Here is a 12,707-nt window from a genome sequence, read left to right on the forward strand (position 1 = left end):
ATTCACGAATCGCGCGATTCGCGCATGCGCGAAAACCATTTGATTTGAACGGGACACACATGAACGGTTGGGTTGTTGCGCTGGCCTGCGTCGTCATCCTCTACGTGCTGCCGCGCATGCTCAGGCGGCCGCAGGCGCCGCGGGCGACCGCAGCGACAAAACCTGCCGCGGACGATACCGCGCCGCCACCGTTGGCCGCCGAACGGAAGCGAATGCTGGCCGACCAGCCGGACGTCGCCTCGATCGATCGTGTCGTGATCGACGCCACGGTCCATGTGGCGGCGCTTCGGCGCGACATGACCGCACTGCTCGTCGAATGCGGTGCACTCGACCCGCTCGTTCGCGACGAGAACGAGCGCTTGCTTCCCGAGTCGCCGGACCTGGTGATCAGCGTCCCGTTGCGCGCGATTCCGACCGCCCTGATCACACGGCTATGTGAAAACCCGGTCGACAACCTGCGGTTCTCCGCGCACGTGACCTGGCGCAAACGCGGATACATCCACGGCGCATATGGGAATATCGCCGATCTCGAGCAGGCGTTCGACGCATGGCTGGACGCGGCGCCGGGATGGCACGGCGTCGGCCAGGAACGGGGCAGCTACATCGCAGGCGCGTTCTTCACCGACGAGGTCGTGCTGCATATGGAGCGCGGTTACCTCGACAGCGCCGTCGCCATCGACGTCGTGTCTCGCGACGTATTGAGGCGGGACGTACGCGGGCAACTCGCGGATTTGCGTGCGCATCTGAGCAATCACCGCACGGTCGACGCGAACCGGCTCGCCCCGTGACCGCGGCAGCGGAACGATCCGGCAGGTTCCGACCGGCTCGCCCGGCTCGGCATACTCGCACGCGATCGAATGTCGGACGCTGCCGTGGTCGATGAACATCGTGAAGCGTTTCGGATCGCGAAGCAGCCGCAGCCCACGCATTTGAGCACCGCTGCCCTGCACGTCCAGCCGAACAGGCATGCGGCACGCCAGTCGTCGCATCGCGACAGGCAATCCTGTTCGTTCCCGAAACTGCCCGCCGGTTCGGAAATGCGATGCGACGCAACGGTGGGCAGGTTATCCGGTGGACGTGATGGCACGCGGCGTCAGGCGCGCATTCCGCGGTGCGTGCGCCAATGCGCTTCCGGCATGACCGAGTCGCGCGTCGTCTCGGCCAGCATCCGCGCCAGCATCGCCTTGTCGAGCGGCACGCAGTAGACCGGCCGCCGCCGCTCGAAACGCCACCCTTCCGCCAGCGGCCCGGCATCGACCGCGTCGTAGCCGAGGCGATCCATCAGCGTGATCGTCGTGCTGCGCGCGTCGGCGTCGTCGCCGGCAATCGGCAGCGCGCGGCGGTCAGGCGAACCGGCGGGCCGCGCGTCCGGCACCACGTCCTCCACCAGAATGGTATTGAACGCCTTGACGACGCGCGACTTCGGCAGATGATGCGCGAGCACGTCGGCCGTCGTCATCGCCCCGCTCTCGAGTTCGGGCAGCACACCAAAATACGGGAAGTAGTTTTGCGGGTTCAGCACGATCTTGCCCTCGAGCGGCTCGACCGGCACCGCGCGACAGGCCTGCAACGGGAGCGCCGCGAACACGATGTCGCCGAATGCGGCGGCTTCGTCCACCCGCCCGACTTCGCAGCCGAGCGGCCTGCGCAGCCCCTGGATGGTTTCCGGTCCGCGCGAATTGCTCAACATGACCCGGTAGCCGACGCGGGTGGCCAGCCACGCGACCGACTGCGCCATACGGCCGGCGCCAATGATTCCGATCTTCACACGCTCTCCTTTTTGGAATTTTCATCCGGCCGCGCTTCGGGATCCCGCCACCCCGCGCGGGCGGACTGGCTTCGCCGCCCCGCACATCACGCTCACGCATGGGTTCGGCGGCGCAAGCGCCGCATCGCCCGTCGCCGCGCCGAAACCGCCGATCAGGCCCGGACGAAAGGCGGTTCCACGCCGCCGAGCCACCGTTGCAGCGACAGTCCGATCGCGAGCACGTCCCGGTCTCTGCCCGGCAGCCCGGCGAACTCGATCCCGACCGGCATGCCGTCATCCGCGAGTCCGGCGGGCAGCACGATGCTCGCCATGCCGACGCAACTGCCGAGCCCGACGTTGCGGCCCAATGCGTCGAACGCGTCGATCGTGCGGCCGCCGTCGATCGTCACGCCGGTTTCCTCGCCGATCCGGGGCGCCCGCACCATGGCAACGGGAAACGCAAGCGCGTCCACGCGATGCTCGCGCATGCCGGCGGCAACGATCGACGCGAGCGCACGCCGGTCGCTCAACGCCGCCTCGTAGGCATCGCGCGTGGGCGTGTGCGGCGGCAGGACCATCGCATCCATCAGGTTCTTCGTATTCGACCCGAGCGTCGCATACAGATCGTCGAAAGACACCCCCGCGTCGTGGCGCCGAAGGAAATCCCCGACGCTGCTGCGCAGTTCGGAGGCCACGATCGTCCCGACGATGCCGGGCGCGCGCGCCACCTCGCTCAGCGAGCCGGCGATTTCCACGACGGATACGCCTGCTTCGCGCAGGCGCGCCAGCGCGTGCCGCGCGACCCGTTCGACTTCGGGGTCGAGATCGGCCCAGAACGCCGCGGGGACGGCGACGCGAATTTCGTTCACGGGGCGCGGCTCGATAGCGCGCGCGTCGCGTGCGGCAATCTGATCGAACAGCACGAGATCCTCGACGAAGCGGGCGAGCGGGCCGACCTGATCGAAATTGCGGCTCAACGGCATGATGCCGTCGTCCGGATAGCGTCCGCGGCTCGGGCGAAAGCCCGCGATTCCGCAAAAGGATGCCGGCAGGCGGATCGATCCCCACGTATCCTCGGCCACCGCGAGCGGCGCCATCCGGGCCGACACGGCGGCGGCCGAGCCGCCGCTGCTGCCGCCCGGGCTGCGCGCGATATCGTACGGATTGCGAACCGCCCCGAAGGTTTCGTTGTTGCTGGTCCAGCCGAACGACAGTTCGTGCAGATTGGTCTTGCCCATGACGATCGCCCCTTCGTCGTCGAGCAGGCCGATCACGCCGGCGTCGGCGGACGGCCGGAAGCCCGTCAGCGACAACGTGCCGTTCGACGTCGGCAGCGTGCGCGTATTCACGCTGTCCTTCACCGGAATCGGCAAGCCATGGAGCCGGCCGAGCGCGCCGCCGCGCCTGCGCCGTTCGTCGGCCGCGCGGGCCGCCTGCAGCACCGCATCGCGATCCAGCGTGCGAAACGCATTGAGGTCACGCCACCGGTCCGCCTGCTCGAGGAGCGCCGTCGCATACCGCTCCGCGGTGAACTCGCCGCGCTGCATCGCGGCGACGGCCGCGGTCGCGCCGAGGCCGAGCAATGCGGCGTCGCCCGACGATGCGGCCTGCGTGAAGCCCTCTGCATTGTCCTTATCCATCTCTTTCACCTCCGTCGATTGTTCAGAAATCCGATTCCGCACCGCCCGCGCGCGCTGATATCCCGTGCCCGGTCAATGCGCGGCCTGTCCGGCCACGCGGCGATCGCGCCGATGTCGCGCGATCGCGAGCACCAGCCCCGTCAGCACCAGCAGAATCAACACGCTTCCATAGAAATTGGCGACCTTCAGCAACCCGATCCGCGGCGTCATGTAGCCGGCGAAAATCGCCGGCAGGCTGTTCGCGAGATAGCTTTCGACGTAGAAGGCCGCCATCAGTCCCGCTCGTTCGTGCGGCTGCGCGAGCGGCATCACGCTGCGCACCGCGCCGAGGAAAGCCGCACCGAAGCCGATTCCGGCAATCACCGAGCCGACGAGCAGCACCGCCGTCAGGCCGAGGTCGGCGCCCGCGAGGATCGCGGGGATGCCGACGAGCAGCGCCAGCGCGCCGACGATCAGCACCGGCAGCGGCTTGCGCAGGCGCACGACCAGGATGGCCGCCCCGCCGCTCAACGTCAGCGCCGCAACGCTCAGCCCGCCGAACCAGACCGATGCCGCGCCGGTCACCTTGCCGATCAGCGACGGCATCAGCGACAGATAGAAACCACCGAGCGCCCACACCGCCACGTTGATCGGCGTGATCGCCAGCAGTTCGGCCCTGGCGGCCGGCGGCACCGAAATGCTCGGCCGCAGCGACTTCAGCGCGCCGGGCCGGCCGCCCGCCGTTTCCGGCGTGCGCCACGTCTGGAACAGCTGAAACGCGAACAGCGCCAGCAGCAGGACGAACACGAGATGCAATGGCGCCGGCGCCAGCTGGGCCAGCGCGGTCGAGCCGAGCACCCCGAGCGACATGCCGCCCATCGGCGCCAGCCCGTTGGTGAGCGCGCCCCGCTCCCTGTCCAGGTCGATGAGGGCCGCCCCCAGGGACGCTGTGGCGAGCCCGGTCGCCACGCCTTGCAGCACCCGGGCGGCGATCAGCCAGCCCGGGCCGACTGCCGCCAGGAACAGCCCCATCGCCCCCATTTCGAGGACGAGCGCCGCGCTGATCACCGGACGCCGGCCGATATAATCGGACAGCGCCCCCGCCACGATCAGCGCCGACAGCAGCGACAGCGCGTACACGCCGAAGATCAGCGTCAGCAGCATCGGCGAGAAATGCCATTGCGCCTGGTAGAGCCGATAGAGCGGCGTCGGTACGCTCGACGCGGCCAGATAGCCCACCAGCGTGATCGTGTGGGTCGTCAGCGCGGAAGCGGTCGTTGCAGGCGCCGCTGCGGCGGGTGCGTCGGTTTGGGTGACGTTCGACATGAGAGCGGCCGGTCCACTAAAGCAAAGAATGCGCTTTAATATAGCGACGGGCGCGCGCAAATGCAAATAATTTGCTTTAGTGTCGTGAGTTGCCCGGTATGTTGCATGAAGGAATTGAATCGACCATGACGACGAGAAAGGGATTGAGGCCGGGTGGTCGCAGCGCGCGCGTGCAGGAAGCCGTGCATCGCGCAGTCCGGGGCCTCCAGCAGGAAAACGGCCGGGACGGCCTGACCGTGCCGGCCATCGCGGCGCGCGCCGGCGTGACGCCGTCCACCATCTACCGGCGCTGGGGCGACCTGCCGCAGCTGCTTTCCGACGTGGCGATCGAGCATCTGCTGCCCGACAGTCTTCCGCCGGACACGGGTTCGTTCCGACAGGACATGGAGAACTGGCTGGCCCAGTATCTCGAGGAGATGTCGTCCGAGGTCGGCCGCGCGCTGCTGCGCGACGTGCTGAGCAGCGCCGACCCGCTTAATGCGGGGCAATGCGCGCACTGCATCGAGGAACAGCTGGACCGCATGCGCGAGCAGGCGCTTGCGCGCGGGGAGACGCCGCCGGCCTGCCAGACCCTGATGGATTACGTCATCGCACCGCTGGTCTACCGGATCCTGTTCGCCGCGCAAGCGCCGGCGTACCCGTTTGCGCAGGCGTTGCTGGATCGGGTGCTGGCGCGGGTTGTCGAGATCGAGGCGTGATGCGCGAAGGCGATTTAAACCCTACAATACGCAAACAATAAACCGGCCGTCCGGACAACGCGTTTCATCACGCATCCCGTCCGGCATTCACGCAGTTCCGCTGTATAACAATATTCAATGCGGCATTCATGAAAAGAAGACTTTTTCTCGCGCTTTCCATCGCGACGGCATCCGGTCTGACGGCCGGTTGCAAGGGTATCGGCCCGATCACCGACCGCTGGCTCGAGGATTCGAAATACGAAGAAACGCTGTCTGCATTCCTGATTACCCAGGACGGCAAGAAACTGGTCGTGCTCGGCAAGAAATACCACTACATCTTCGACATGCCGCCGCAACTGCGCGCGGTGATGACGGCGTCGTACCGGCAGAAACTGAACACCGAGTTCATCGACTTCGAGGCGCAGGGCGACAAGATCTCGGGCCGCTACCGGATCGACTTGTCGAGGGAAGATGCGCAACCGGACAGCGACGCGCGCGCTCGTGCGCTCGCGGATGGTTTCAAGGACGAAGGCTATCGCCTCACCGAACGCGGCACGATCAGCGGCATGCGCTACCTGCCGAGCAGCCTCGACGGCGCGGAACTGCCGCAGGCGTTCAATTCCGAGTATCACGTTGACGTGACGGAAAAGCCGACGGCCGTCGGTGCGGCCGTCAAGCTGGCGCTGTCGCCGGTCGCGGTGGCCGCGGATGGCGGGCTGGCCGTGATGCAGCTTGCCCTCTTCCCGATCGGCTTTCCGATTCTGATGATCGCCATGCAACGGAGCTCGTCGTCCGGCGGCTCGATGCATCCCGCCAAAACCGAGCGGACTGGCGATTCGCGATAAAGCCCGCGACACGTCTATCAACATGACCCGCTGCGAAGCAACGCGCTTCGGTGGCGGATCGCACCGGCATGCAACGCCGCGTCGACGAGAAGCCGGGTCATACACCCGGCACCTCGACATCAAACACAAGCCATCTACGCTGCAGCGGGAAACAGCTTGTTCATGAACAGAGAATCGCCGCTGCCCGTCACCAAGAGTTGACGCGTGGATCGTGTAGCCGCGATATAAAACAGCCTGGCTTCCTGTTCGAGCTCGTCCTCTTCGGCAGACAGCAAACCCACGCCAGGAATCGCAACGAAGGGATACTCCAAGCCCTTGCTGGCGTGCATGGTCAACACCGTTACCGCATCCGCCGTCGGCGAAAAGGATTTCTTGTCGCGCTGCTGCCACTGGTACGGAATTTTGGCTCGCGCCAGTGCATCGACGCAGGTTTGTCCGACCGGCCACGTGCGATAAACAATCGCCATATCCTGCCATGCGACCCCTTGTTGATGCGCTTGCGCCATCCGCCGGGCGATCTCCGCGGCTTCGTCCTTGATGGACGGCAACTTGATCAACTGAGGTGGCGGGCCTTCTCGCCCGCAACTGACCGGCCGAATCAGCGGCACGCCATCATCATCCGTCGCCTTCGGATCCAGGATGTCCTTGGCAATCAGCGCGGCCAGTTCAAGAATCTGCCGCGTGTTGCGGTAGTTGACTTTCAGGATCGTCGTGCGGCCTTGGGCCTGCACGCCGACACTCTTGAAGCTGAAGCCGCGATGGCTCGATCGGTTGAAAATCGACTGGGCATCGTCATACAAGACGAGCAGGTGATTGCTCTCCGGCGACACCATCTGCACCACGAGCTTGAACCAGCTCGGCTCAAAGTCGTGTCCCTCGTCGATAAGGATCGCACTGTACTGACTGGTCGGGATGTGCCCGAGGTCGACACTGGTGATCACACGCTGCACCAGCGCAGGAAAAAATGCGTCACCCGTCTCGCTTGGCCGAGGCTGGTTGTACGTCTTCAGTTGATCGAAGCACCAGCCGTGGAAATGGCGTACGGAAACCTTCTCCGACAAGCCTTTCATGTCCATCCAGCTTTTCAGCCGCTTGGACAGCGGCTCACTGAAACACAGAATCAGCACCGGCTTTTCTGACGTGCCGGCGAGATACTCCGCGCGGTAGCCCAGAATCATCGTCTTGCCTGACCCGGCAACGCCGTGGATGACACGGTGCCCGTCACCCAGGCTACGCGCAAGCTGCTCCTGCTGAACGTCCATCACCGCCATGATGTCTGGCAGCTCCAGTTCGTCCGCAAACAATTCCTGTTGTCTGGTCGGCACGCGAACTTCCGGGAAAAGAATCCAGCGAATCCGGTCGATCTGCGGCATTGTCAGTTTGTCTCTGAACTGGAACCGGAACATTTGCCAGAGGCGTTGCTGAAACCGCTCCTCATCCACCGACTCGGTCATCTCGTCCGAGCAGATAACGTGATTCGGGTTGATGGCGCGGTCCAGCAGGCCGTCCATAAACTGCTTGCGCGATATGTTGGGAAACACAACGCCAAATGCCCATGGAAATCGCAGCTTTCCTTGATAAGGATGCCCTTTTGGGTGAACGAGCTGAGGATCGCGTTCGAGAGCGTCGATAATCCCTACCGTATATCGCCTGGCCTGCTCTAACGGGTTGGTCACCGATTTTGGACCATGGGTGCCCAGGATGTCCCAGTCTCCAGGGGTGGCCTTTATGATGGTGCTCGGCTTCCAGTCCTTGACCTCGAGGACAAGCACGCCATGTTGCGGATGCAGGATGACAAAATCAGGGTACTCCTGCATCGAAGCGATACGCACGTCATACCAAATCTTGTAGTCGTCATCCAGCTTCTGCTCGAGACGTTCAGCAAACCGCCGCTCTCCTTGCCACATTCTTCCTGCGCAAGACGAGAGCGAGGGGACGATAATTGCTTTTGCCATAACGTTGGAGATGATTGGTTACATAAATCTACCGCACGCCCATGCGCTAAAAACAGAACGTCCGCATTTGGAGTGAGGATCTTCTATAGGGTATATGACTTCCATTATCCGACGGAGCCGGACCACCGCATCATAATCTTATCGGCATTCAGGATGAGTTTCTTAAACTGCGTCAACGCTTTATTTGGACGTTGATCTGACGAAGCTTGCTGTCGAAACGAGCGGTCCTGCCGGGTAATCAGTTTGGATACGTGCCGCGCAATAATGGAACGCCGCTAAATACCAGCTTGCCCGCTACATTCTTTATCAAATACGGCAACTGATGCGGATCAGAAAAGACCCTCGAGTTCGTTGACCTGCGGCGGAATGTTGGACCAATCAGGCAGTGAGTCTCGCGTCGTGAGCGACCCCCGGTAAACAGTGCCATGATGTGAGCGAGTTTTCGGCGGACTCTTCGATGGGACAGTGGCCAGACTCACGTAACAATTTCTGCGGACATTTTCGGACATCATGCGTTAGCCGTCGCGCGTCCTTCGTTAGAGGTCGTTCGTGCCCATGCGGCAAGAAACCCCGCGACTTTCTCCTCAATTCCACTCTCGACAGTACGCAGGCGCAGGATGGGAAGGTCGCTCTTCGCCAGGATGCTGTTCTTCAAGTCATCTCGTGCCGCTTGCTCCGGTCTGTCATGGGAGCCGCCATCGACTTCGATCACCCCCAACGGGGTTTTGCCCACCTTGAAATAGAGCACGAAGTCGCAACTGGCACGGTTGCGCATGAATGCCAGTTCTCGCGCCGTCAAGGCTGAGTTAGTCGATGAGGCGACCTGGTCCAGCGGAATCTGGGTGTGGAAGGTTATTGCCTGGCACGACGCGTCGGACAGCGCGTCGCGGAGCACCTGTGCCACAATCTGCTCGGATTTGTATCGTGAATCTTCGGGCCGTAACCTAGCGTTGAGCCGCGCCAGGGATTGGTCATATTCCTTGTACAGTAGGTCGAAGGCGGACACCACGGGTGCACGCACGATCTGCTCGTCCTGCGCGTAATACTCGACGTAGCGCATCAAGGCCGCGATGTGGCCGTTGTTCGCGGTGAAGACCTCATCGCCCGTCACTAGAGTGAACCGACTCTTGGCCCGCGACACCGCCACATTGACCATACGGGGGTCATCGACGAAATCCAGCCGCTCCAGGTTGTAACGCTTCTTGTCCAATACGGTGGAGAAGACGATCTCGTCGCATTCCCTGCCCTGGAACTTGTGCACGGTTTCCTTGACGAAATCCGCCGGCAAGTGCGTGCCAGAGAGGGTGACCTGTGCCCTGAAGGGGGCGATGAAGCCTCGGCCGTCGCCGTCCAGCCCGACAGGCTCACCCTCATCTTCGAGCACCTTGAGCAAGGAGTCCAGTTCCCTAAGATTAGTATTCTTGCGGGCGTGGTTGCCCTTAGCGGTCACCAACAGACGCAAGGGAGCTTCGCCGTTGTCCCGGGTCATCGGTACAAGCGCGTTATCGTAGAACTGCTGATTGCAGAACTGGATGATCCTGGGATGGCAGCGGTAATGCTCTTTCAGCAAGGTCCTGGGCAACGCGTCCTTGAACACGCCTATGCACGAATCGAGCAGGCTGTATCGCTCGCAGTCGTACACGTCAGCTGGGGCTTCCAGGCCCAACTCCACCGGAATGTGCGCCAACTGCCGGCTATCGCCGACGACGATCAGGTTCTTCGCGCAGCCCAGCGCCAAGACGCCCGGCACGATGTCCTGTTGCGAAGCCTCGTCGATGATGACGTAATCGAGGGTCGCCCCCTGCGCGAGCGAATTGATGATGGAGTGTGTGCTACTGCCAAGGATAGGGAAGCGCTGCATGAACGCATCGAACTGTTGTCGGTACCGCTGCTCATCGAAGATTTGCGGCACCGGGGCCTGCGCATGCAGGTGTTGCTTCAGGTAGCGCATCGACCCTGTCGACAATGCGTCCAGCAAGGCCGTGAAATGGCCGCGCGCCAGCGACTCGCGGCAAGCCTGCAAGGCCGCTTCTTTCTTCTGCAGCGCCTTGTCGTAGTAGTGCATCTGCAGGGCATGGAAAAAGGACAGGCGCGTGTCCTTCGCGAAAGGCTTGGCGCGAAAAATCTTGAAGTTGAACAGCAGCTCGATCCGGTCCTTGAGCCGGATGCGCTGCTCCCCAAGATGGGACAGGTAGGCCATCAAGTCCGCCGTCTTGCTCGGAGACAGCCCGTACTTGTCCAGAGACGCTGGAACCTGTACCCCGTTCTCGTTCTGCCACTGCTGCAGATAGCCACGTTCGATAGTTAGCTCATCGATATCGGCCTGCAATTGCGCTGCCGTGTTGTGGTCATGCAGATGCTGCTTCAACTGTGCAAGCATCACCTGGATTTCGTCCATCGTCGGTGCAGACTCGGGTTCGGCCGATGGCCAAGGAGGCAGGTTGGCGAAGAAATCCTTTCGGTTCTGCTTGCTGCCGAGCTTGGCGACCAAGTGTTCCAGGCCGAACTTTTCCAGCTTCTCGTAAACGTTTTCCACCGCAGCATTGTTGTTAGACAGTACCGCGACCGTTTTGCCGCGCAGCAGGATATTGGCGAGGATGTTCAGGATCGTCTGCGTCTTGCCGGTTCCAGGCGGCCCTTCAATCACGCTGATCTGCGCGCTGAACGCCTGCTCGACCGCCGCGAGCTGACTTTCGTTCACGCCGAATGGATAGATCAGGCCGCCGTCCGGCGTCCGCGTTCTGTTCTGCCCGGTGCAATAAGCATCCAAGGCGGTGCCCGGACAGGGCGGCAGTTTCTCTAGTTGGTGCACCACATTGGCCGCGATCTTCCGATGATCCGCCGAACCTGCGCGATCCCTTCGGGCGTTCGCCACCGCAACGAAATAGCCAAAGACCAGCGTATCCTTCATCGCTGTCTGCGTGACGAACCCGATACTGTCCAATTTGTAGACGTAGGGCTTGACAGTACCCGGATAGTGCACGACGGCATACCGCTCGCCGTAGATCGTCGCCTTTTCAATGGACTGGACGATCGCGCTGCCCCGCTTCGTCAGCAGCATCTCGCCCAACTCACGAATGGGATCAACGCGGCAGTCACTTAGCGGGCGCGTGAATTTTTTTTGGGATGGGTAATAGCACGTCAGTTGCAGGGTTTCGTACTTGTCGCTCCAGTAAATCGCCCAGTCGCTGATCTTCGTGGTCTTGTCCTCTCCACCTACATGGATAGAAACCATAAGTCCTTTATTCGTGCTCGAACGACATATTGTCGCCAATCTTTGCGAGAGTATCGGCTGGCCGCTCACGGCCGAGTTCTGTGGCTCAACTTCGCCGGTTCCGCAGAATCGCTTCCGGTTCGGAATCGTTCTTCTGTCCGCGCAAGAAGCGACGACACGCCGCGGCAGCTACGAGCCGTCTCGAACTGAATGGCTACGACTTCCGGCACACCGACGGTGAACTGAATGGCTTCGATGTCACGGTGATGAGCAGTCAGGGACGGCAGATCCTGCCTGGCGAACATCGTCGTGCGCGGATCCAGTTCTGTTGCAGTGTCAGGACTCCGCAAGCTTTCGGCAGCGCTCAAGATGATCAATTTCATGAAGGCTATCCCCTCGCAGTCGTTCACTGCGAAATGTGTTACCGCGATTCTTTGCGGCGGGCCATAAACTCGATAAGCTCCCGAACCACAAGATCGGCCGATGCATTCGTCTCTAGGTCGCTCGCCTTAATCCGGCGAACCTCTACGCCCTCATAGGTAAGCGGGATAAGACGCTTATCCGCCTCGGCAGGCAACTCTCGGTGATAAGTATCTCCGTCTACTTCGACCACGAAGGTTAGCCCCTTGTAGACGACCACAAAGTCAGGCTCTAGTCGGTTATATGCTTTCCCTATTCGAACGAAGACCGGTAAAGGCGCGACGGCCAGCTTGGCACGCGTCAATGCCTCGAATAACGTGATTTCGGGCTTCGACCGGAAAAGTAGCCCCCGATGCTGCTTCGATGCAATGTTGTCACTTCGAACTCGTCCTTGATTTGTGACACCCTCGCCTTTTACAAATCGAATCGCGTCGTCACGCCAGTTCGCCGTCGCCTGTTGTACTTTCGGGGTAATCACGACAGCTTGAAGCGCATCGCCCGGCGTGGCCGCGAAAAACGGTGACGCGGCAGACTCGATAGATGCTTGCGTAGCTGCTCGCTCTTCTTCACTCATTGCATAGAAGAGTTGAACCGGCAAAGCGATGAACAACCGCCAAGCATATATTCCGAAATCTGAATCCCAAACTACCGCTTCACATTGCCCCTCGACGAGCGTTGCAATAGACCGCGCGTCTCCACTGGCCTTAAATGCCTCAACTACAGATGCCAAAAAATCGTCGATAGCAAAGGGAAAGGTGGCATTCGGCATAGTCGACATTCTAAGAAAGCACCGAAGTGCAGTACAGGTTTGCGCCCACAGCTTAAACGAAAAACACAGTACGAGCGCCATCAATGCCAGAGCCACGTGATCTTTGACTCGACTCTCGGCATTCTCGATTTGACA

The 12,707-nt window shown here is 61.9% G+C and carries 10 protein-coding genes; 3 read left to right on the forward strand and 7 right to left on the reverse strand.

Features of this window, described 5'->3' with window-relative positions; genetic code table 11:
- Positions 1 to 59: 59 nt before the first annotated feature.
- Positions 60 to 788, forward strand: coding sequence for a hypothetical protein (locus B7P44_RS12110; protein ID WP_084904342.1), 729 nt, complete (start codon positions 60 to 62; stop codon positions 786 to 788).
- Positions 789 to 1,093: 305 nt separating this feature from the next.
- On the opposite strand, the gene B7P44_RS12115 is transcribed toward B7P44_RS12110, so the two are convergent.
- The 3 genes from B7P44_RS12115 to B7P44_RS12125 form a co-directional block, all read right to left on the reverse strand.
- Positions 1,094 to 1,768 (reverse strand): NADPH-dependent F420 reductase, encoded by a 675-nt coding sequence (locus B7P44_RS12115; protein WP_084904345.1) that lies wholly within the window; start codon positions 1,766 to 1,768, stop codon positions 1,094 to 1,096.
- A gap of 152 nt (positions 1,769 to 1,920) precedes the next feature.
- On the reverse strand, positions 1,921 to 3,387 hold the full coding sequence (locus tag B7P44_RS12120; RefSeq protein ID WP_084904347.1) for an amidase family protein: 1,467 nt from the start codon (positions 3,385 to 3,387) through the stop codon (positions 1,921 to 1,923).
- A 72-nt stretch (positions 3,388 to 3,459) separates the two neighbouring features.
- On the reverse strand, positions 3,460 to 4,692 hold the full coding sequence (locus tag B7P44_RS12125; RefSeq protein WP_084904350.1) for an MFS transporter: 1,233 nt from the start codon (positions 4,690 to 4,692) through the stop codon (positions 3,460 to 3,462).
- A gap of 125 nt (positions 4,693 to 4,817) precedes the next feature.
- Here B7P44_RS12125 and B7P44_RS12130 point away from each other — a divergent pair, with 125 nt between their 5' ends.
- Positions 4,818 to 5,390, forward strand: coding sequence for a TetR/AcrR family transcriptional regulator (locus B7P44_RS12130; RefSeq protein WP_084904353.1), 573 nt, complete (start codon positions 4,818 to 4,820; stop codon positions 5,388 to 5,390).
- A gap of 128 nt (positions 5,391 to 5,518) precedes the next feature.
- Entirely contained in the window at positions 5,519 to 6,214 is a 696-nt protein-coding gene (locus B7P44_RS12135; protein WP_231716615.1) for a 5-formyltetrahydrofolate cyclo-ligase, read from the forward strand.
- 134 nt (positions 6,215 to 6,348) lie between these two features.
- Here B7P44_RS12135 and B7P44_RS12140 read toward each other — a convergent pair whose 3' ends face one another.
- The 4 genes from B7P44_RS12140 to B7P44_RS12155 all read right to left on the reverse strand — a co-directional run bounded on the left by B7P44_RS12140 (position 6,349) and on the right by B7P44_RS12155 (position 12,572).
- Positions 6,349 to 8,121 (reverse strand): 3'-5' exonuclease, encoded by a 1,773-nt coding sequence (locus B7P44_RS12140; RefSeq protein WP_084904356.1) that lies wholly within the window; start codon positions 8,119 to 8,121, stop codon positions 6,349 to 6,351.
- A 556-nt stretch (positions 8,122 to 8,677) separates the two neighbouring features.
- Entirely contained in the window at positions 8,678 to 11,404 is a 2,727-nt protein-coding gene (locus tag B7P44_RS12145; RefSeq protein ID WP_084904359.1) for an AAA domain-containing protein, read from the reverse strand.
- Between the two features lie 65 nt (positions 11,405 to 11,469).
- Positions 11,470 to 11,766 (reverse strand): hypothetical protein, encoded by a 297-nt coding sequence (locus B7P44_RS12150; protein ID WP_133118140.1) that lies wholly within the window; start codon positions 11,764 to 11,766, stop codon positions 11,470 to 11,472.
- 38 nt (positions 11,767 to 11,804) lie between these two features.
- Positions 11,805 to 12,572: a hypothetical protein gene (locus B7P44_RS12155; protein ID WP_084906639.1), complete on the reverse strand. Its 768-nt coding sequence runs from the start codon at positions 12,570 to 12,572 to the stop codon at positions 11,805 to 11,807.
- Positions 12,573 to 12,707 lie beyond the last annotated feature (135 nt).

Source organism: Burkholderia ubonensis subsp. mesacidophila, from assembly GCF_002097715.1.
GTDB classification, from domain to species: Bacteria; Pseudomonadota; Gammaproteobacteria; order Burkholderiales; family Burkholderiaceae; genus Burkholderia; species Burkholderia mesacidophila.

What these genes read in the sequence shown, in the direction of transcription:
- B7P44_RS12110 (WP_084904342.1), top strand. Translation starts at nt 60, where the DNA reads ATGAACGGTTGGGTTGTTGCGCTGGCCTGCGTCGTCATCCTCTACGTG.
- B7P44_RS12120 (WP_084904347.1), bottom strand. Translation starts at nt 3,387, where the DNA reads ATGGATAAGGACAATGCAGAGGGCTTCACGCAGGCCGCATCGTCGGGC.
- B7P44_RS12125 (WP_084904350.1), bottom strand. Translation starts at nt 4,692, where the DNA reads ATGTCGAACGTCACCCAAACCGACGCACCCGCCGCAGCGGCGCCTGCA.
- B7P44_RS12130 (WP_084904353.1), top strand. Translation starts at nt 4,818, where the DNA reads ATGACGACGAGAAAGGGATTGAGGCCGGGTGGTCGCAGCGCGCGCGTG.
- B7P44_RS12135 (WP_231716615.1), top strand. Translation starts at nt 5,519, where the DNA reads ATGAAAAGAAGACTTTTTCTCGCGCTTTCCATCGCGACGGCATCCGGT.
- B7P44_RS12140 (WP_084904356.1), bottom strand. Translation starts at nt 8,121, where the DNA reads ATGTGGCAAGGAGAGCGGCGGTTTGCTGAACGTCTCGAGCAGAAGCTG.
- B7P44_RS12145 (WP_084904359.1), bottom strand. Translation starts at nt 11,404, where the DNA reads ATGGTTTCTATCCATGTAGGTGGAGAGGACAAGACCACGAAGATCAGC.
- B7P44_RS12150 (WP_133118140.1), bottom strand. Translation starts at nt 11,766, where the DNA reads ATGAAATTGATCATCTTGAGCGCTGCCGAAAGCTTGCGGAGTCCTGAC.
- B7P44_RS12155 (WP_084906639.1), bottom strand. Translation starts at nt 12,572, where the DNA reads ATGCCGAATGCCACCTTTCCCTTTGCTATCGACGATTTTTTGGCATCT.